This is a genomic window from Ascidiimonas aurantiaca (genome assembly GCF_037646345.1).
Classification (GTDB): Bacteria; Bacteroidota; Bacteroidia; order Flavobacteriales; family Flavobacteriaceae; genus Ascidiimonas; species Ascidiimonas aurantiaca.
On sequence record NZ_JBBEWR010000014.1, the window covers coordinates 101,377 to 122,125 of the forward strand.

Genomic DNA, 20,749 nt, shown 5'->3' on the forward strand with positions numbered 1-20,749 from the left:
ACATTACGTCACGTTATTTATAGAAAGTGTGCTCTTAAAAGAGCACACTTTTTTTTAATCATATCTTTTATCTCCTTCCCGCCGGCAATACGTTAAATTCTAAATTTATTTTCCCTTTGCCTTTTTCCTTACGTAATTTCTTTATTACATTCGTGTTTTTATAACCAAAAGCAAATGAATAAGGACAAAACCATTGTTGGGAGCCAGGAATGGATATCTCTTCCCGAACTTTCTATACCTGCCATTAAAGTACGGGTTGACAGTGGAGCAAAAACATCAGCACTGCACGCAGTTAATATACACCCTTTTAACAGAAATAATGAGGCATGGGTTACTTTTGATGTCTTTCCCATTCAACACAATGGGAAAAAAGTAATTCATTGCGAAGCGAGGGTTATAGATAAACGTGTTATTAAAAGCTCTACGGGAAACCGGGAAAACCGATATGTGATTAAAACAACACTTAAGGTTAACGACCTTTTATTTGACATTGAACTTACCCTTACCAACAGGGATTCCATGGGGTATCGTATGCTTTTGGGCAGGGAAGCTATGGCGGGGCGTATGGTGGTTGACCCTGAAGGAAGCTTTCTCATGGGGCGTTTGGAAGATGAAGAAGTAGAAAATCAATATAAGCTCCAAATACAGAGTCGTGCAGGACTTAAAATAGGAGTTTTGGCAAGTAATCGCGAACTGTACAGCAATAAGAGAATAATTGAAGCAGGTGAACGACTTGGGCACGATATGCAATTTTATAATATACGGCAATGTTATATAAAATTAGATGCCAAAACTCCCGAGATTCATTATAGAGGAGGTAAAGTTTTAAACGACCTGGATGCCGTAATTCCCCGAATACGCCCCAGTATGACTTTTTACGGATGTGCACTGCTTCGTCATTTTGAATCACTCAATGTGTTTTGTCTTAACTCTGCCTCTGCTATTAGCTATTCCCGTGATAAACTGTATTCTTTACAACTATTACTGAAAAGTGGTATTGAAATTCCCACTACCGGATTTGCCAACTCACCTCTGGACACCAACGATCTCATAAAAATGGTGGGGGGTTCTCCTTTAATTATCAAACTGCTGGAAGGTACTCAAGGTAAAGGAGTCGTACTTGCTGAAACTAAAAAAGCAGCAGAGAGTGTTATCAATGCATTTAAAAGTCTTCATGCTAACATACTAGTACAGGAATTTATTAAAGAAGCCAATGGTAAAGATATCAGATGCTTTGTAATAAACGGAAAAGTCGTAGCCTCCATGCAGCGGGAAGCACCTCCGGGAGAATTCAGAGCCAATATGCATCTTGGCGGGAATGCTTCTATTATAAAAATCACTCCCGAAGAAAAGCGAATAGCAATTAAGGCTGCTAAAGCCATGGGATTACATATTGCCGGGGTAGATATCATACGATCGTCTAAAGGGCCGCTTCTTCTGGAAGTAAATTCTTCTCCAGGTCTGGAAGGGATAGAGGCGGCAACCAATAAGGACATTGCCTCTCTTATGATCAAATCTATTGAGAAAAATATGAACTGGATATCTCCTGCTTGAATTGTGTGTGGACTACAATTCATAAGGAATTAATAGCCTTTCATCTATTATTTTTTTAAGGTTGCTACCAATTGAAGTAACTTTAAATTAATGATGGAACTAAATGTCGCTTAATTCAAAAGATATTATCAAAAAATATGAGTTAGAGATAGGCAAAGTTGAAGTTTATAAAAACTATATGATAGCATATTTAAATGAAGGGATCATTTTATCGCTGGAAAGAGCCTATGAACTAAACGGTATTTCCGAAATTCATTTCGGGAACAGAGATTTTGCATACATAGCTGTAAGAAACCATTCCTATTCAGTAGATCCTTTTATTTATACTCATACCAAAAAAATTAAAAACCTAAAAGCATTTGCGGTAGTCTCAAAAATGGAACTTTTAAAACACAGTTTTAAAATTGAACAGCATTTTTTTGGAGACAAACCTATGAAAATGTTCAACAATATTGAAGAGGCTCTGCAATGGGTTAAAAGTATCCTTAATAAATGATTATATAACCTCAAATTACAACGCACTCTCTTTACCCCCAAAGCTATGAACAGAAAAATTATATTTGATTTTGGTTTTTTAGAACTACATGAATATTTAGCCATTGGCACCATAAATGAAGGTGAAGACCTTACATTTGACCAGAACAAACTGCTTTTCGATGCTTGTATCCAGCATTATGATACCAAAAATTTTGGCTACATTTCAAATAGGTTACACTCTTATTCTGTAAACCCAATGGGTTACATAAATGCCTCTCAGATATCACAATTACAGGCCATAGCAGTGGTCATTACTCATCCGGCACAGCGATTAAGTGCCGAAGTTGAAAAAATATTTTTCAATAAACCCTTCGAATATTTTGAACATCTGGACGAAGCCAAGGCCTGGATACGAAAAATTGTCATTCTGGCAAATCAGAAAGGAATAGTTTAGAAGGTGCATAACTACTTATAAATAGTACCGAAGCCTCAATATCTTTGTAGAGAATACGATCGTGATCTACAAAATCTACCAGTTTTCGGTATTCTTTCAGGAACTGCTGTAAAAAAGAAGATGTTTTTAAAGGTTTTCTAAAAAACATAGCCTGAGAAGCAGTGAGTAATTCGATAGCAAGAATACGCTCCAAATTCATGAGCACTCGGTAAGCCTTTGTAGCTGCGTTAGCTCCCATACTTACATGATCTTCCTGCCCGTTTGACGATGTAATGCTATCTACACTGCAGGGTGTACACAGTTGCTTGTTCTCACTAACTATGCCTGCAGCCGTATATTGAGGGATCATTAACCCTGAGTTAAGACCGGGGTCATTCACCAGGAAAGCAGGGAGTTTACGCTCTCCTGAAATTAACTGATAAGTTCTCCTTTCTGAAATATTCCCCAACTCGGCCAACGCTATACATAAATAATCTAATGCCATGGCAAGAGGTTGTCCGTGAAAATTGCCGCCGGAAAGTATGCTATCTTCTTCTACAAAAATATTAGGATTATCGGTTACTGAGTTGATTTCTGTTTTAAAAACCTTATGTACATGTTTAATAACATCTTTGGTCGCACCGTGTACCTGTGGGACACATCTAAAGGAATACGGGTCCTGCACTTGTTTTTTAGTCTGTGCAGCCAGCTCGCTGCCCTTTAGAAAATCACGTATTCTGGAAGCCGTTTTTACCTGTCCTCTATGTGGACGGATAAAATGTATGCGCTCATCAAAAGGTTCTGTCGTGCATAAAAAGGCATCTATAGAAATACTGGCTATCAAATCTGCCATATAGGAAAGTCGGTACCCTTTAAGCAATAGGTAGATACCATAGGCACTCATAAACTGTGTGCCGTTCAAAAGAGCGAGTCCTTCCTTGGATTGCAGTTCTACAGGAGACCACCCCATTTCTGCCAATACTTCTTCCGATGGTCTTTTTTCACCTTTATAAAATACCTCCCCTTTTCCCAATAAAGGTAAGGCCATATGCGCTAATGGAGCGAGATCTCCAGAAGCTCCTAAAGACCCCTGGGTATAAACAACTGGCGTAACTTTGTGATTATAGAAGTCCATGAGCCGTTTTACCGTGACCAATTGAACACCACTATGCCCATAACTAAGTGACTGGATTTTGAGTAATAGCATAAGCCTTACAATATCGACAGGAACGGGAGCCCCTGCTCCACAGGCATGAGACATTACCAGATTTTCCTGGAGAGTGATCAGGTGTTTAGGTGATATTTTTACCTTACAAAGAGACCCAAAACCCGTATTGATCCCATAAACCGGTTTTTGGTCTGTTTGTAACTTTTTATCGAGAAACTTACGGCATTTTTCAATATTGTGCCGAGCCTCTTCCGAAAGGTCCAACAGTTTGTCATTTATAAGTATATCGTGAATTTCTGTGAGGTCCAGTATATCAGAACTCACATAATGTGTTTTTTTCATCACCGGTTCGGGTTTGAGGTTCAAAATTCAACCTTTTCGCGTAAAAATCAAACAAAATTAACTAAGTTAAGGAAGAGGTTTGTTTTTCTCTTTTCTTTTTTTGTGGAAAAAGGGAAAGAAAGGCTTCTCCCAAACAATCTGTTATACTGCCTGCCGTGAGAGCTTCATATCCTTTTTGTGAAGCACTGATATCTCCGGCCCGCCCATGTAGAAATACACCAAAAACAGCTGCTTCCAAAGGTGCATACCCTTGAGACATTAAACCTGCTATGATCCCTGAAAGTACATCTCCGCTGCCCGCCGTTGCCATTCCGGGATTACCTGAATTGTTAACAAATATAGAGGTATTGTGAAGGATAAGGGTATGTGCCCCTTTAATAACCAGAATGATCTTATGTGTATTTGCAAAAGCTTGTGCCCTGGCAATTTTTTCAAAATCATCCTTCCATTCACCTATTAAGCGGCGTAATTCTTGAGGATGTGGTGTAAGTATGCTTTGTGCTGGTATTTCAGTTAACAGTTTAGGGTTTTGGGAAAGTATCGTAAGTGCATCGGCATCCAAAACTAAAGGTATTTGCGTTTTTGATAAAAATGATTCAAGCATACGTACAGTGTCTGCATGCAAGCCTATTCCCATACCAAGGGCTACCGCATCAGGTTTAATATCGGTTGCAATTTCGGTAAGGTAGTGTTCATTCAAATCGGTTTCTACCATAATCTCGGGTAAAGCAGTTTGAGCCGGTAAATACCCGCATTTTGGAAGATAAAGACTTACTCTTCCGGCTCCGGAAACCAAACTGGCCTTGCCTGCAAGTAAACAGGCTCCAATTTTTCCATAGCTTCCCCCTATCACAAGGGTATGCCCATAAGTACCTTTATGAGTAAACTTCTCTCGGGAGCGGTAAAACGACAACACTAAGGAGGTATCTATCAATGTTGCCAATGGTTGGGTTTCTTTCATGTACTTTTGAGACAGGCCAATATCTATCACCTCCCAATTCTTTACATACAAAGCATTATCAGGGAGAAAAAAAGGTAACTTGGGTACCTGAAAGCTCAGGATATGATCTGCCAGAATTACGTGATCACTACTCTCGGGAATAGCATTCATAAAAAGTCCTGAGGGAATATCTACAGAAAGTATAAAAGCACCACTGGTATTAATATTCTGCATAATGAAACTAACCCAAGCGTCTGGTTTGCGGTTCAAGCCTATACCAAAAATAGCATCGATCACCACATCGTTTACCCCTATGGAAGGGAGGTCACTATGTTCGTCCAGATACTCAGGCCAGTAGCCAATATCTTTAATTCGCTTCAGGTTTAATAAAAAATCGGCTGCTCGCTGATCACTGAAATTGACAATGTATAGGTTTACAGTGTATCCCTGTTGCAAAAGATATCTTGCTATGACCATACCGTCTCCTCCATTGTTGCCAATACCGCAAAAAACATGAATGATTACCTTTGCACCTTTTAATTGCCCATGTAACCAGTCAAAAACAGCTTTTCCTGCACTTTCCATAAGCTCGGCACTTGCCATACCTCTATCTTCGATTGTGAATTTATCAGCCTGGTAAATCTGTTCCGTAGAAAAAATCTTCATTTGCTAAATAAATAAGAGTTACATTGCTAAATTGGTAAAAATCAGCACTTCTTTTGTTTAGAAAGGTAAATGTACTACTTTTGATTGGAAATGTGCCGGGTAAATGAAACACTTCACAAACACATATAATCTTATCAGTCTCTGTTCGGGAAGGCACTTTTCTATGATCTCTTCTTTTGGTGTTACCACTATTACCCCTTAGGGGGGCACTTCATCATATATTATTCCGGGACATCACTTATTATGTAAGATTAACCTTTCTTTTTAGTATTATTGCGTTATGAAAGTCTTAAAGTTTGGTGGCACTTCAATTGCCAATGCTGAAAATATAAAACTCGTTAAAAACATAGTTGAGCAGGAAGCGGTTCATGAACAACTGGTAGTAGTGGTATCTGCCATGGGGGGCATTACTGATATGCTTCTGGAAGCCCTTAACGAGGCTTCCCATAAAAATGAGAATTACCGCAACACCTTCGATGCCATAGAAAAAAGACACCTGGAAACAATTACTGCTTTGTTACCTGCCCGCACACGTGGTGAAGTACTGGGTTATGTAAAAAAAGAATTAAATACACTGGAGACCTTATTAGAAGGTGCTTTCCTAATTGGAGAAGTAACTCCAAAACTATCTGATAAAGTAGTTAGTTACGGTGAACTCCTGTCTTCTTTTATTATTAGTGAATTTTTTATCTCAGAAGGTATTGATGGTATTTATAAAGATGCCAGAACCCTTATTAAAACCAATGAAACGTTTGGAAAAGCTACTGTAGATTTTAAAAATACTCATACACTTTGTTCCCGATATTTTGGTACGGTAACGTATCAGGTAGTAGTAGTTCCCGGATTTGTAGCGTTCTCAACTCAGGGCAATGCCACTACATTGGGAAGAGGAGGTTCTGACTATTCAGCCGCAATAATTGCCGGTGCTATCCATAGCAAAGAACTGGCGATATGGACCGATGTGAGCGGTATGTACACAGCAAACCCTAAAATTGTAAAACAGGCATCAGCCATTACAGAGATCTCTTATCAGGAGGCCATGGAACTATCACATTTTGGAGCTAAAGTGCTGTATCCTCCTACTGTACAACCGGTAGTTTCAAAAGAGATCCCCATTCGTATTAAAAATACATTTAAACCGGAAGATCCCGGTACCTTAATATGTAAAAGCACCCATAATCAAAACAAACCGGTACGGGGAATAAGCCATATAAGCAATATAGCATTGCTCACGCTGGAAGGTAGCGGTATGGTTGGGGTGCCGGGTGTATCAAAAAGGCTTTTTGAAGTATTATCGTATAAAGAAATTAATGTAATTTTTATAACACAGGCTTCTTCCGAACACTCCATTTGCCTGGGTATCTCCCAAAGCCGTTGTGATGAAGCAAAAAAAGCTATCGACAAAACGTTTGAATATGAGATCTCACGTCGCAGGCTACAACCCTGCTATGTTGAAAAGGATCTGGCTATAGTAGCGCTTGTAGGTGATAATATGAAAAGTCATCAGGGATTAAGCGGTAAAATGTTCAGTGCTCTGGGACAAAACAATGTAAATATCAGGGCTATTGCCCAGGGTGCTTCCGAAAGAAATATCTCTGCTGTAATTTGCAAAGAAGATGTAGTAAAAGCGCTAAATACGCTTCATGAACGTTTTTTTGAAGAGCAGGTAAAACAACTGCACCTTTTTGTAACCGGAGTGGGTAATGTGGGAAGCAAATTCCTAAACCAGATACATCAGCAAAGAAAATACCTAAAAGAACAACTTAAGATACATATTCGGGTGGTAGGCATCTCCAATTCCCGAAAAATGTATTTTGACCCAAAAGGAATTTCGCTTACAAATTGGGAACATACTTTAGAAAACGGAAAAGCAGCATCGAAAGAGACATTTTTTGAAAAAGTAAGATCCCTGAACCTGCGTAACAGCATTTTTGTAGATAATACGGCAAATGCCTCCGTGGCAGGTATGTATCATAAATACCTTCAAAACAGTATAGGTGTGGTAACCTGTAATAAAATTGCCTCTTCTTCCGAATATACCAATTATGTATATTTAAAAGAACTCGCGCGAAGGTATGGGGCTTCTTTTCTTTTTGAAACTAATGTAGGTGCAGGCTTACCGGTAATAGATACGCTAAAACACCTTATTGCATCCGGCGACAAAATATACAGAATACAAGCCGTACTTTCCGGAAGCCTTAATTTTGTTTTCAATAATTTTGACACAAAACAACCTTTTCACAATGTAGTCAAACAGGCTCAGGAAGAAGGATATACCGAGCCAGACCCCAAAATTGACCTGAGTGGTATTGACGTTATGCGTAAAATACTTATCCTGGCACGCGAAAGCGGGTATTCTTTAGAAATGGACTCTATTGAAAATCAATCATTTTTACCTAAAGAAAGTCTGGAAAGTAAAGATGTAGATGCCTTTTACAGATCATTAGAAAAACATAAGGAGCATTTTAACACTCTCTATACAGAAGCCAACTCCAAGGGTTGCCGGCTCAAATATGTAGCCCAATTTGAAAATGGCAAGGCGATGGTAGGCCTGCGGCACATCCCCAAAGAACACCCGTTCTATAACCTGGAAGGAAAAGACAATATAGTACTTTTTCATACCGAGCGCTATAAAGAACAGCCTCTGCTTATAAAAGGGGCCGGCGCCGGTGCCGAAGTAACAGCTTCCGGTATTTTTGCCGATGTGATAAGAGCAGGTAACTATTAAAGAAAGATCGTATGACAAAATCAATAAAAGTTCATTGCCCGGCCACCATAGCCAACATTTCCTGTGGTTTTGATGTATTAGGCTTATGTCTGGAAACCATAGGAGATGAAATGCAGGTGCGTACCCTTCCCGAAAATGAAATACGTATTTCAGAGATAAAAGGCGGTGATCTTTCGCTTGATCCTTTGAAAAATGTAGCAGGGGTAGCTGCCCTGGCTTTAAAACAACATTTGTGTACCGATACAGGTTTTGAGATCTCTATACATAAAAAGATCAAACCCGGAAGTGGTATAGGGAGCAGTGCCGCCAGTGCTGCCGGAGCAGTTTTTGCTATTAACGCTTTATTGAATATGCCGCTCACGCCTGAAGAACTCATCCCCTTTGCGATGGCGGGTGAAGAACTCGCCTCAGGCACGAAACATGCTGACAATGTTGCTCCTGCGCTTTTGGGAGGTTTTACCCTGATCAGGAGTTACGAACCATTAGATGTGATAAAAATACACACCCCACCCGAACTTTACGTATCTGTAATACACCCACATATAGAGGTAAAGACTTCTGATGCACGGGCTATTTTAAAGAAAAAAATACCCATGGAAAAAGCCATCACTCAATGGGGAAACGTGGGAGGGCTTATAAGCGGTTTGTACACTGAAGATTATGATCTGATAGGACGGTCACTTGAAGATGTCATTGTAGAACCCCTGCGAAGCATTCTTATTCCGGGATTTTATGATCTCAAAAAAGCAGCATTACAGGCAGGAGCCCTCGGATGTGGAATTTCAGGATCAGGGCCTTCCGTTTTTGCACTTAGTAAAAGTAAAGAAACCGCAAAACATGTTGCCAAAGCAATGAGTGAAGTTTATACTGTAACAGGTATTCCTCATCAAGTATATCTCTCGGGAGTAAACAAAAAAGGCATAAAAATAATTGCGTAAAATTCAAGAGCAAATAAATAGTTTCGTATATGTATTACAAGAGCCTTAACAACCATTCTGCAAAAGCATCTTTTAAAGAGGCCGTTATTAATGGGCTTGCTCCCGATAAAGGGCTTTATTTTCCGGAGGCCATCCCATCGCTCTCTCGTAATTTTATAGAAAATCTGCATACACTCTCCCATAGTGAGATCGCTTTTCATGTTATTCAACCGTTTATTGGAAAGGAGATCCCATCTAAAACACTATCTTCTATTATTGAAGATACTCTGTGTTTCGATTTTCCACTTGTAGAGATCCTGCCTTCGGTGTTTAGTCTGGAACTTTTTCACGGCCCTACCATGGCTTTTAAAGATGTTGGAGCTCGATTTATGGCACGATGTCTCGGTTATTTTAATTCAGATAAAAATGAAAATAAAATAACCGTACTGGTCGCTACTTCCGGAGATACAGGAGGGGCCGTAGCCAATGGTTTTTTGGGAGTTGATCATGTAAATGTTGTGATCCTTTACCCCAGTGGTAAAGTAAGTGCTATACAGGAAAAACAGCTAACCACCCTGGGCCAGAATATAACGGCACTTGAAGTAAACGGCACTTTTGATGACTGTCAGGAAATGGTAAAAACCGCTTTTCTCGATCAGCAACTGGCTTCATTGCGGCTAACTTCTGCCAACTCTATTAACATTGCCCGATGGTTACCACAGATGTTCTACTATTTTTTTGCTTACAAAACACTGCAGGAGAAAAAAATACAGGATGACCTCGTGATCTCAGTCCCCAGTGGAAATTTTGGGAATATCTGTGCCGGAATGATAGCCATGCGCCTGGGTTTGCCCGTCACTCATTTTATTGCCGCCACCAATGTGAATGACACCGTAGTAAAATTCCTGGAAACCGGTATTTATGAACCCAAATCATCTATACAAACAGTTTCAAACGCTATGGATGTAGGAAACCCCAGCAATTTTGTTCGCATACAAAAACTTATGAATAATGACATTCACAAATTAAAATCTGTATTTTCATCTTACAGCTTTTCTGATAAAGCAACTCGTAAAGCTATGAAACACGTGTATAAAAAAACAGGATACATATTAGATCCTCATGGTGCTATAGGATATCTGGGATTAATTGAACATTTTAAATCCCATCCCCAAAAGACCGGTGTATTCCTTGAAACCGCACACCCCGCGAAATTTTTAGATACGGTTGAAAGTGTTATAGGAGAAAGTATAGACATACCCGAACAACTCGCTCTAGTAATAAACCAGAAAAAACATAGCATTCAGATCAAAGATTATGAAGCGCTTAAAAGCTACCTTTTAAGCTAAAAGCCACTAATGGGTTATTTTCCTCTATTAAGTACGCTACCTGACTATTGTTAATAAACATTGGGAGAAGCCTGTGAGACTTTATGACATATTTTCAATAAATTTGCGCCGATCTCAAGTCGCCTTCCCTTGTTGCGAACGCATGCTTGCGGTTGTAGTATCTCCCGTAATTATGACTACGGGCCTGTTCAAATTAATTAAAAATTAAAAAGTTCATGATGAAAAATACCGCACTTACTGAAACACACATTGCCTTAGGCGCTAAAATGGTTCCTTTTGCAGGATATAATATGCCCGTACAATATGAAGGAGTGAATATTGAACATGAAACCGTACGAAAAAGCTCAGGTATTTTTGATGTAAGTCATATGGGTGAATTTCTCGTTAAAGGCCCCAATGCATTGGCTCTTATTCAAAAAGTAAGCAGCAACGACGCGTCCAAGCTTATTGAAGGGCAGGCACAATACAGTTGTCTTCCCAATGAGGATGGGGGTATTGTTGATGACCTGATCATCTACAAAATAAAGGAAGAAGAATATTTACTTGTGGTAAATGCTTCTAACATAGAGAAAGATTGGAACTGGATAAGTGAGCGAAACACCATGAATGCAGAACTTGTCAATATTTCTGACGACTTTTCTTTGTTGGCCGTTCAGGGTCCTGAAACTACGCGCTTATTGCAGTCGCTTACCTCTGTGAATTTGCAGGATATAAAATATTACCATTTTGTAGTAGGAGACTTTGCAGGGGTTGCGCATGTCATTATTTCCAATATCGGTTATACGGGAAGCGGTGGTTTTGAGATTTATTGCCATAATAAAGATGCCCAGGTTATTTGGGATGCTATCGCAAAACTGGATATAAAGCCTATTGGCCTGGCAGCGCGTGACACCTTAAGACTGGAAATGGGGTTTTGTCTTTACGGGAATGATATAGATGACCAGACCTCTCCCCTGGAAGCCGGATTGGGGTGGATCACCAAATTCACAAAAGATTTTACCAACTCAGAGGCTCTTAAAAAACAAAAAGAAGAAGGCGTAAGCCGAAAACTGGTAGGTTTTGAACTTACTGAACGAGGTATTCCCAGAAAAGGATATGAAATAGTTGATCAGGAAGGACAGGTAATTGGCATAGTGACCAGCGGTACGATGTCCCCTTCCCTGCAAAAGGGAATTGGATTAGGATATGTACCTGTGGCATTTTCAATGCCGGGTAGTGCCATTGCTATTCGAATCCGTAAGAATGATGTACCTGCTACCGTAGTGAAGCCCCCTTTTTATAAAAAGAGTTGAGTTATGAACTACCAGAAGGTTCTTAACAACATTCATTCAAGCATACAAAAAGAAGAAAACAAAGGAGCCGTTGCCTCTTATATCCCAGAGTTATCAGGAATAGATATTACCAAATTCGGTATGTACCTGCAGATGCTTGACGGAGCCGAATATCATACAGGAGCGGTAGATGAAAAGTTCTCCATACAAAGTATTTCTAAAGTATTTAGTCTTATTCAGGCTACCGGTATGGTAAATAATACGAATGAAATATTGAAGCGCGTAGGCGTTGAGCCTTCTGGTAATCCTTTTAATTTCCTTTCACTTCTAGAACTTGAACAGGGTATTCCCAGAAATCCGTTCATAAATGCAGGAGCGCTGGTTATTTCAGATATCCTCATCTCAGGTTTGGACTCTCCTAAAAGTCAGTTTTTAGATTTTGTTAGGACCTTAACAGGCGACCATGATATACATTATCACGAAAAGGTAGCCCTTTCTGAAAAAAGAACAGGACACCGAAATGCTGCTGCTGCACATTTGTTAAGATCATTTGGCAACCTGGTAAACGATGTTGATGAGGTACTGGATTTTTATTGTTATCAATGTGCCATTGCCATGTCATGCCGGCAGCTCGCCAAAGCTTTTTGTGTTTTTATAAACAAAGGAAAATGCCTTCGCAACTGCCCCTACCTTTCTGTTAATCAGGTAAAAAGAATCAATGCCATAATGCTTACCTGTGGTTTTTACGATGAAGCCGGTGAGTTTGCCTTTGAAGTAGGACTACCCGGTAAAAGTGGTGTAGGCGGTGGCATTGTTGCCGTACATCCCGGTAAATACAGTATTGCTACCTGGGCACCGGGTCTCAACCCAAAAGGCAACTCAAAACTGGGTATGCAGGCCCTGGAGCTATTTACCACCCAAACCGGTTATTCAATATTCTAGATCTTGAACAGAATACTCATATTAGGAGGCAGTGGTTTTATAGGGTACACACTCTACAAAGAACTCTGTCAGTACATGCCTACTTATGGTACTTACTTTTCCAATAAATCTTTTGTTGAGAATCAGCATTTTTTGAGGTTTGATATGGAGACAGAAGGGCTGGAACCCATTTTAAAAAGGCTAAACCCTACTCATATTATCTCCAGCATTCGCGGGGATTTTGAAGCTCAGACCGAACTCCATCAGGAACTCGCACAATATAGCAAGCAAAGTCGTTGTAAAATAATCTTTCTTTCTTCTGCCAATGTTTTTGATGCTTTTTCAAACTACCCTTCATACGAGTTTGACAAAACATTATCAGAGAGCATTTATGGAAAAGTCAAAATCAAGGCTGAGAACCTGTTTTTAAGGCTTCCTCAAAAACAATACGTAATTGCCCGTTTGCCTATGGTTTTTGGATCACAGTCTCCCAGAATAAAAGAGCTTAAAACCTTCTTAACTCAAAAGAACGCTTATGAAGTGTTTCCCAATCTGGTTATGAACGTTACCACAGCCAGTAAACTGGCACAACAAATTCACTATATTATTAACAGAAGTAAAGATGGGATTTTTCATCTGGGTACGTACGATCTGGTACATCATGACGAATTTATACAAGAGCTGTCTCATAAACTGGGGTTTGTAAAACCACTTTTTAAAAAAGTATATACCTCCAATCAGGATCGTTTTCTGGCTGTATTGCCTAAAGATAGTTTATTGCCAAAACACCTTCAGATAAATAGTTATGAAGTAATTGATGAAAGTGTTTTACCTTTACGTAACTATTCATAGATTTTAAAAAAATAAAGAAAAAATTCATGGAAAAACTCACCTCACAACAGATCGATGAAAAGCTAAAAAGCTTTGAAGGCTGGGAATACAAGGAGAATGCCATTGAAACCACCTTCGAATTTTCTGATTTTAAAGACACTTTTTCGGTTATGACCCGAATAGCATTCGAAGCTGAGATCATGCAACATCATCCAGACTGGAGCAATGTTTACAATACCCTTACCATACGCCTTTCTACTCATGATGCCGGAGGGGTAACGCAAAAAGATTTTGACCTGGCTCAGGTAATCGAGAATATTATAGAAAGCGAATAAATTGCTTTTTAAAAATATCCCAATTTAATTACATTTGTTCAGTTAAAATAGAATACTGTATGGGAAGAGCCTTTGAATTCAGAAAAGCAAGAAAAATGAAGCGGTGGTCAGCAATGGCCAAAACCTTTACCCGAATAGGTAAAGACATTGTAATTGCGGTGAAAGAAGGCGGGCCCAATCCTGAAAGTAATTCGAGATTACGAGCGATTATTCAAAATGCCAAGGCCGTCAATATGCCTAAAGAAAATATTGAACGTGCCATTAAAAAAGCCAGTGATAAGAATACCCAAAACTATAAAGAAGTACTTTTTGAGGGTTATGCCCCTCACGGTATTGCCATATTGGTAGAAACCGCTACCGATAATAACAATCGTACCGTAGCAAATGTGCGAAGCTACTTTAATAAGTGTAATGGCAATCTCGGAACCAGTGGCTCTGTAGAGTTCATGTTTGACCATATCTGCAACTTTCGTGTCGATCCGGATGGTATTGATCCCGAAGAACTCGAGCTGGAATTTATAGATTTTGGTGTAGAAGAGGTTTTTACCGATGATGATGGTATAATGTTATACGCACCTTTTGCCAGTTTTGGGGCCATTCAGAAAGAACTGGAAAATCGCAATATAGAAATCCTGTCTTCCGGATTTGAAAGAATTCCACAGGTAACCAAAACCCTAAATGAAGAACAAACCGCCGAGGTTGAAAAGTTATTGGAAATGCTGGAAGAAGATGATGATGTACAAAACGTATATCATTCCTTGCAGGAATAGTGATATCTCAGGAACCTGAGATCACAAAAAGAAAACCTATCCTGAAAGGTAGTAACTGGACTTTCTTTTGTTTTCAATAGCAGTAAAATTCACTTAAAGTGTTGCACTTTTCAACTGTATTTCTCTTTACTCGAAAACAGGTTTATGAAAAAAGTACGCTTTCCTGAAAAAAGCTGAGGCGTACTCTTAATGAAATTGCCAACGAAGTACTATTTCAACCAGAAAAGATCAAAATTAATATAAAGTACATCTGGCATGGGCTTATTATCCTGATGGCAAATGGTGGAGACCTTCTCCTGTAGAAAAAGCATCAGGTTCGGGTAGCTCTCATATCACAACAGAAGATCATGTACTATTTTTAATTGTGCGTTCTCAATGATACCAAAGTAAGCCACCGTTTAAGAGAAGAACAATTTAGCATTTCCTTCAACCAAAATAGAAGATACTTAACGTCTGTCACTCTTAACATAGCTTGTCCCTAACTATCATGATTTGGACTTGAGTGTATATTTATACGTTTGATGATGAAAAAGTAACCGGGCGCACAGAAACTAACCCTGGAAAACGCACCCCGGCTGTTTTTATGCCTGCTAAAACCAGGGCTCATAAGTGTTTTCAACGCATCAAACAGGAACCATGTAATGTATAAAACAGCAAAATACTGGGATACATAAAAAATTTATAAATATGGAAAAACAAAAAATAGCCCCTTTAATTAATCAGTATTTTTTGTTCATATATCTTATCCTTTGTAGTAAGAACAAGCACATAGAAACCAGCGGGTAATGAGTTCTCAACTGTATAGATATCCATTTCCCCATTGATATCTGCCTGAAGTACCTGATTTCCTAATAAGGTGAAAATCTGTATCTGTTCCATATATTGCTTTTTCGGCAAACTCACTATAAAGTAGCCATCGTGAGAAGGCATCGGGAAAACACGCATTCCAAAAGCTTTCCTGCCAGTGAAATCCTGTCGAAGGTCTTCACTCAAATTACTTATAAAAATATCCTGTGGTAGAAATACATAATTTTCTAATACAGGAACAATAGTACCCGACCAACCCTGTGCCTCCAAAGCAGTATATTCTCCGTTGGCATTGGTAGTCACTGCCTGGCTGAAACCTGTGATCGTTACATCAGGCAGCAGAGCTCCCTGATCATCACGTACCACTCCGGAAATAGTATGATCAGTGCTCACCCGAGTTCCTGTAAAATCATTCCCCATTGTGTCTGCCCGGAGATGCGTTATCTCAATAGAAACCGGTGAAAAAGTATATGCCTGAAGTGACGGGATAATAACACCCGACCAGCCCTGTGCCTCCAGAGCAGTATATTCTCCGTTGGCATTGGTAGTCACTGCCTGGCTGAAACCCGTGATCGTTACATCAGGCAGCAAAGCTCCCTGATCATCACGTACCACTCCGGAAATAGTATGATCATTGCTCACCCGAGTTCCTGTAAAATCATTCCCCGTTGTATCTGCCCGGAGATGGGTTATCTCAATGGAAACCGGTGAAAAAGTATATCCCTGAAGTGACGGGGTAATAACACCCGACCAGCCCTGTGCTTCCAAAGCAGTATATTCTCCGTTGGCATTGGTAGTCACTGCCTGGCTGAAACCCGTGATCGTTACATCAGGCAGCAAAGCTCCCTGATCATCACGTACCACTCCGGAAATAGTATGATCAGTGCTCACCGGAGTTCCTATAAAATCATTCCTCGTTGTGTCTGCCCGGAGATGCGTTATCTCAATAGAAACCGGTGAAAAAGTATATCCCTGAAGTGACGGGGTAATAACACCCGACCAGCCCTGTGCCTCCAAAGCAGTATATTCTCCGTTGGCATTGGTAGTCACTGCTGTACTAAATCCGTTTAATTGGGTATTGACCAGAGCATCACCCTGATTATCTTTTACGGTTCCGGAGATGGTAAAATCTAAAGGAGTTGTAGATCGAAGTACTACCACCTCTGTTACAGTATTTCCAGATATGCTTAATGCACCTCTTTCTGTCAAAAAGCCAGACGCATTTACGGTATAGGGATAGCGACCGTCTGGCAGGGTTTCAACTGCTGTTCTGCCGTTTAGATCTGTAAAATAGGGCTTCCCTTCCAGATTAATCTCAGCAGAGGCAATAGGTAATGATAAGGCATCAACTACCTCAAAAGTTACTTGAAAATAATTTTCTTTCTTAGATAAAATCAACGTTTCCGTATATACATCCTGTGACAGCGTGATCTCCCCTGTAATGGGATAATAGTCTTCTGTTTCGGTTCGGTAACGGTATGTGTTCCCTATGGAAAGGTCGGTAATTCGTATCTCTCCCTGAGTATCAGAAGTGTAAATGTTCCCGTTAAAATTTAGTTGAACTCCCGCCAATGGTTGTGTGCCGTCACTACATTCAAATAATACCTCACCAGGTTTACTTAATAGAATTTCATAATAGGTAACGATGGGGTCTATTAGTATAGTAGCACTCGTTGTTAAATAACCGGGAGCAGATACGGTAAATTGATAAGAAGTACCTGTTACCAGATCATGAATAATGGCATCTCCACTGGTATTTGTGGTTAGAGTTCGTCCATAATACTCAATATTGGCATTAGAAATCGCTATACCGTTACCATCTGCTATACCTAATCTAATAGATTGCGTAGAACCTGAGAGTACTACCTCTTCCACTGTATCACCTGTAATAGTATAGTTTTGTTCAACCGCACTGTAAAAAGCAGCAAATGCCCTAACGGTGTATGTACCTTGTTCCAGTTGAAAACTGATCTCCCCCTGTGAATTGGCAGTTTCACCAAGGAAAGAGGATGCCTGAAATATAAGTATCCCCGCACCCGGAATAGGACGTAAACCATCGGTTATTCTAAAGGTTACGGTATGTAAGGGCCCGGCGGGAGGCGTTAGTGTAATGGTCTCATACACATCCTGATCACTTATTACACTGGAGTGAGGTGTGGAAGGAAATCCCGGGGCAGAGACCGTAAAGTTATATGTTCCTGAGGGGAGTTCTTCCAGGCGAACCACTCCCTGATTATCTGCCCTATAGGTCGTGCCCTGACAAATCACCTCTGCCTGTGGTAATACATTAGTCCCATCGGTAAGGGTAAGTTGCAGATTATAAGCCTTTTTGAGGGCTATTCTTTTAAAAGTATTGTTTGAAACAAGCGAAAAAGTACCTGTTTGGGATTCATATCCCGAAGCTTTCACCGTATAAATGAAATTACCATTACCGGTAAAACGATATTCTCCCAGGTTATCTGTAGTATATGTAACCGGGGTACTACCCTGCTCCTCTATAATAATCTGGGCGTTAGGCAACGGGGTCGGGCCATCGGTAACCAGAAAATCACAGGTAAAGTCTGTAAAAGTATATCCTGATAATAAGACTATTTCAATAGTAGCGTCATTACCATTAACTTCCAGAGCACCGTGATAAGGAAGGTATCTAAACTGTGTTACCGTATAGTTATAATTACCATCTGCTACATTGGTGAGCTCTATTATCCCGTTGGGATCGGTTTTAAAGAGATCTCCATTCCATTCTACCAGAGCATCGCCTAAGGGTACTTGAACGGTATTGATTACTTTAATAGTTATGTTTCGGTTTCCGTTAGTAGGCGTAAATATTGCCTTTAAATTATAATTGCGATCTACTTGATTGATGTTAAGCGGGTTACTTGTCCATTGTTCTTGTGTATCTTCGTCAAGCCAGTGACTAAATGTATGGCCCGGATCAGGGTATGCCGATATTGGAGGAAAATCACTTCCGGACAAAATACGTTCAACGGCTTCTCTGTTAATCGTACCAGGACCATCACTGGAAAACTGAATAGTTAATGGGGTTTCCCATTTTAGGATAGGCCTTTTAATGTTATCTCTTCCATACGCCAATTGCCAGTCATTTACCATATCAAAATGAGTATTCACAATTAGGGGAATGGAAAAGAAATTACTTGTATAGCCGGTAGTTCCGCGATCGCCCTGATTAGTGCCTTTATTTAGATTAGTGGTATTGCGATCATATATTCCTCTTATTGAGGTATTATTGTCTCTATAGCTTACAATGGCTCCCGAAGTACGATCGGACAGTACCCGGCCAGCGGCATACACTTCAAACACAAATGAGTTGCCCTCAATTGCCCCAATGATGCCTCCTACTGTGTCTTTTCCATACGTACGTGCCAGACTATATGTGTTTTCTACATTACTATTAGTTCCTTTTCCCATAATCCCCCCGATACTGCTATTACCAATGATCAAGCCGGTCACATAACATCTTGATATTTGAGAACCTCCCTTATCAAGGCCTGCAATACCTGCCGTATAATCTTTACCTGTAATACTGGCATCATCAAGTCCCAGCTCGGAAATACTCGCGTTTTGCGTATAACCAAAAAGCCCCGTCGCACTTTGTTGTGGTCTGTTTATGTACAAATTTACAATACGATGTCCCTGACCTTTAAAACTTCCTGTAAAAGGGTATGATTCATCACCAATAGGTTGAAAACCTTTTCCCTGGTTCCAGGTTTTGGATATCATAGCATCAATATCTGCTATGAGTACAAAGTGTTGCGTTCGTAATGAAGGTATGGTATGAATATCCTGTAACTGTTGCAGAGTAGCGATCTGATAGGGATCTGTTTCCGTACCGCTTCCTCCTTCAAAAGCAAGATTTTCCGTAAAAACAGCAATATAGTTTTGATTCCCAGAAGCGGGAAAGGAATACGGATTTGCGGTAGAGACCAGAGTACCTTCCAGTTCCCAGCCCTGAAAAGTATAACGCGGATTGATCTCGTATTTTAAAGTTACGGGATCATTACTCTTGTAGTATCCTGCTCCTGTAACTGAAGCTGCAGGTCGTGGTCGTACCTGTACCTGTACAAAAAGTGGAGCCAGTTGCATTTTTAAATAGGGTCTGGTTATATTATCAATTGTTGTAATCACACCTATCTCCCAAACAGCCTGCAAATCCCATCCGGCATTGGTAAATTGCTGTGTATTGGAAAAACCCGAAGTATCCAGGGCGGTTACTCCCAGAATATCTCCCTGTCCTACCCCCAGTGTTTGACCGGTGCTGTTCCTATCAAAAAAAGAGTCTTCTATAGTACCATTTACATTTCTAAAACCTGCAAAACCACCGCTAAGAGGCGCGGTTACCCGTCCTATAGCATAACACTTCTCAAGGTTTCCGGTATTTAAAAGCCCTGAAAAACCACCCGCAATTTGAACAGCATCTACAGACCCGCCCGCCCAGCAGTCTGCCACGGTCGCATCCTGCAGCGAACCAGAAAAACCCCCTGCTATTACTCCAAAAACATTAACCATTGCATACGATTCCCTTACATGAGATCTAACAATCATGGCTGTTAATCCTCCGGCAATACTCGATTGGTTACGGACATTTACCGTTCCTGTCACAAAACAAAATCGGATATTTGAATCTGAAATCACGCCTGCCAGTCCTCCGGCATTGTTATCCCCTGTAACCGAAATAGAGTGTAGCCCGAGGTTTTCTACGGTAGCTCTTTCCAGGGCACCAAACAAACCTACATAAGACTCATTAGGACGATTGCTATATATATTGGAAATAGAATGCCCTCGACCATCAAAAGTACCGGTAAAAGCTACCCGCTGCCTGGTCCCGTTTAAATTATCTCCTATGGGTGAAAACCCCAGTCCCCCATTCCAGTTTATGGTATTTGAAGCATCAATATCACGGGAGAGTATGAAGTGTTGATCCCAGTAGTCTTCGTGTTCGGAAAGATATTGTAAGTTGGTAAGATCACTTATTTCATAAGGAGACTCGTAAGTACCATTACCTCCGGAAAACTGAGCACTTATCTGGGTAAACCCAAGTAGCACAAAAAGTAAAATACACTTGATACGTAACCATTGAAATTGGGTAAACAGGCTACAATTTTTCATAAATAAAATAAGATTTAGAGCCACAAAAAACTTGTATTAAATGAAAACTAATACATAGTATAAAGGTAAGAATCATTTCAAATGTAGTAAATCATTTTTTTATCACCGCGAAT

The 20,749-nt window shown here is 40.1% G+C and carries 14 protein-coding genes; 11 read left to right on the forward strand and 3 right to left on the reverse strand.

The window, feature by feature from the left end:
• Positions 1-174 precede the first annotated feature (174 nt).
• The 3 genes from rimK to WAO84_RS14250 all read left to right on the forward strand — a co-directional run bounded on the left by rimK (position 175) and on the right by WAO84_RS14250 (position 2,485).
• Positions 175-1,554: a 30S ribosomal protein S6--L-glutamate ligase gene (rimK, locus tag WAO84_RS14240; protein WP_340066620.1), complete on the forward strand. Its 1,380-nt coding sequence runs from the start codon at positions 175-177 to the stop codon at positions 1,552-1,554.
• 103 nt (positions 1,555-1,657) lie between these two features.
• Positions 1,658-2,050 carry an STAS/SEC14 domain-containing protein gene (locus WAO84_RS14245; protein WP_340066621.1) on the forward strand — a complete coding sequence of 131 codons (393 nt, stop codon included), beginning with the start codon at positions 1,658-1,660 and terminating at the stop codon, positions 2,048-2,050.
• A gap of 45 nt (positions 2,051-2,095) precedes the next feature.
• Positions 2,096-2,485, forward strand: coding sequence for a hypothetical protein (locus WAO84_RS14250; RefSeq protein WP_340066622.1), 390 nt, complete (start codon positions 2,096-2,098; stop codon positions 2,483-2,485).
• On the opposite strand, the gene hutH is transcribed toward WAO84_RS14250, so the two are convergent.
• Complete coding sequence (gene hutH / locus WAO84_RS14255; protein ID WP_340066623.1) at positions 2,454-3,974, reverse strand: histidine ammonia-lyase; 1,521 nt, start codon at positions 3,972-3,974, stop codon at positions 2,454-2,456. The two genes, WAO84_RS14250 and hutH, sit on opposite strands and share 32 nt — an antisense overlap.
• 61 nt (positions 3,975-4,035) lie before the next feature.
• A complete protein-coding gene (locus tag WAO84_RS14260; RefSeq protein ID WP_340066624.1) occupies positions 4,036-5,580 on the reverse strand; it encodes an NAD(P)H-hydrate dehydratase in 1,545 nt (514 codons plus the stop codon).
• Between the two features lie 280 nt (positions 5,581-5,860).
• On the opposite strand from WAO84_RS14260, the gene thrA reads away from it, so the two are divergent.
• The 8 genes from thrA (at position 5,861) to WAO84_RS14300 (ending at position 14,702) form a co-directional block, all read left to right on the forward strand.
• Positions 5,861-8,308, forward strand: coding sequence for a bifunctional aspartate kinase/homoserine dehydrogenase I (gene thrA / locus WAO84_RS14265; protein ID WP_340066625.1), 2,448 nt, complete (start codon positions 5,861-5,863; stop codon positions 8,306-8,308).
• A gap of 11 nt (positions 8,309-8,319) precedes the next feature.
• Positions 8,320-9,246: a homoserine kinase gene (locus tag WAO84_RS14270; protein WP_340066626.1), complete on the forward strand. Its 927-nt coding sequence runs from the start codon at positions 8,320-8,322 to the stop codon at positions 9,244-9,246.
• A gap of 29 nt (positions 9,247-9,275) precedes the next feature.
• Entirely contained in the window at positions 9,276-10,574 is a 1,299-nt protein-coding gene (gene thrC, locus WAO84_RS14275) for a threonine synthase (RefSeq protein ID WP_340066627.1), read from the forward strand.
• Between the two features lie 218 nt (positions 10,575-10,792).
• On the forward strand, positions 10,793-11,866 hold the full coding sequence (gene gcvT / locus WAO84_RS14280; protein WP_340066657.1) for a glycine cleavage system aminomethyltransferase GcvT: 1,074 nt from the start codon (positions 10,793-10,795) through the stop codon (positions 11,864-11,866).
• Positions 11,867-11,869: 3 nt separating this feature from the next.
• Positions 11,870-12,787 carry a glutaminase gene (locus WAO84_RS14285; RefSeq protein WP_340066628.1) on the forward strand — a complete coding sequence of 306 codons (918 nt, stop codon included), beginning with the start codon at positions 11,870-11,872 and terminating at the stop codon, positions 12,785-12,787.
• A 3-nt stretch (positions 12,788-12,790) separates the two neighbouring features.
• A complete protein-coding gene (locus tag WAO84_RS14290; protein ID WP_340066629.1) occupies positions 12,791-13,618 on the forward strand; it encodes a sugar nucleotide-binding protein in 828 nt (275 codons plus the stop codon).
• Between the two features lie 26 nt (positions 13,619-13,644).
• Positions 13,645-13,932, forward strand: a complete 288-nt coding sequence (locus WAO84_RS14295) for a 4a-hydroxytetrahydrobiopterin dehydratase (protein ID WP_340066631.1) — start codon at positions 13,645-13,647, stop codon at positions 13,930-13,932.
• Between the two features lie 59 nt (positions 13,933-13,991).
• A complete protein-coding gene (locus tag WAO84_RS14300; RefSeq protein WP_340066633.1) occupies positions 13,992-14,702 on the forward strand; it encodes a YebC/PmpR family DNA-binding transcriptional regulator in 711 nt (236 codons plus the stop codon).
• Positions 14,703-15,413: 711 nt separating this feature from the next.
• Here WAO84_RS14300 and WAO84_RS14305 read toward each other — a convergent pair.
• Positions 15,414-20,636: an InlB B-repeat-containing protein gene (locus WAO84_RS14305; protein ID WP_340066635.1), complete on the reverse strand. Its 5,223-nt coding sequence runs from the start codon at positions 20,634-20,636 to the stop codon at positions 15,414-15,416.
• Positions 20,637-20,749: the final 113 nt, after the last annotated feature.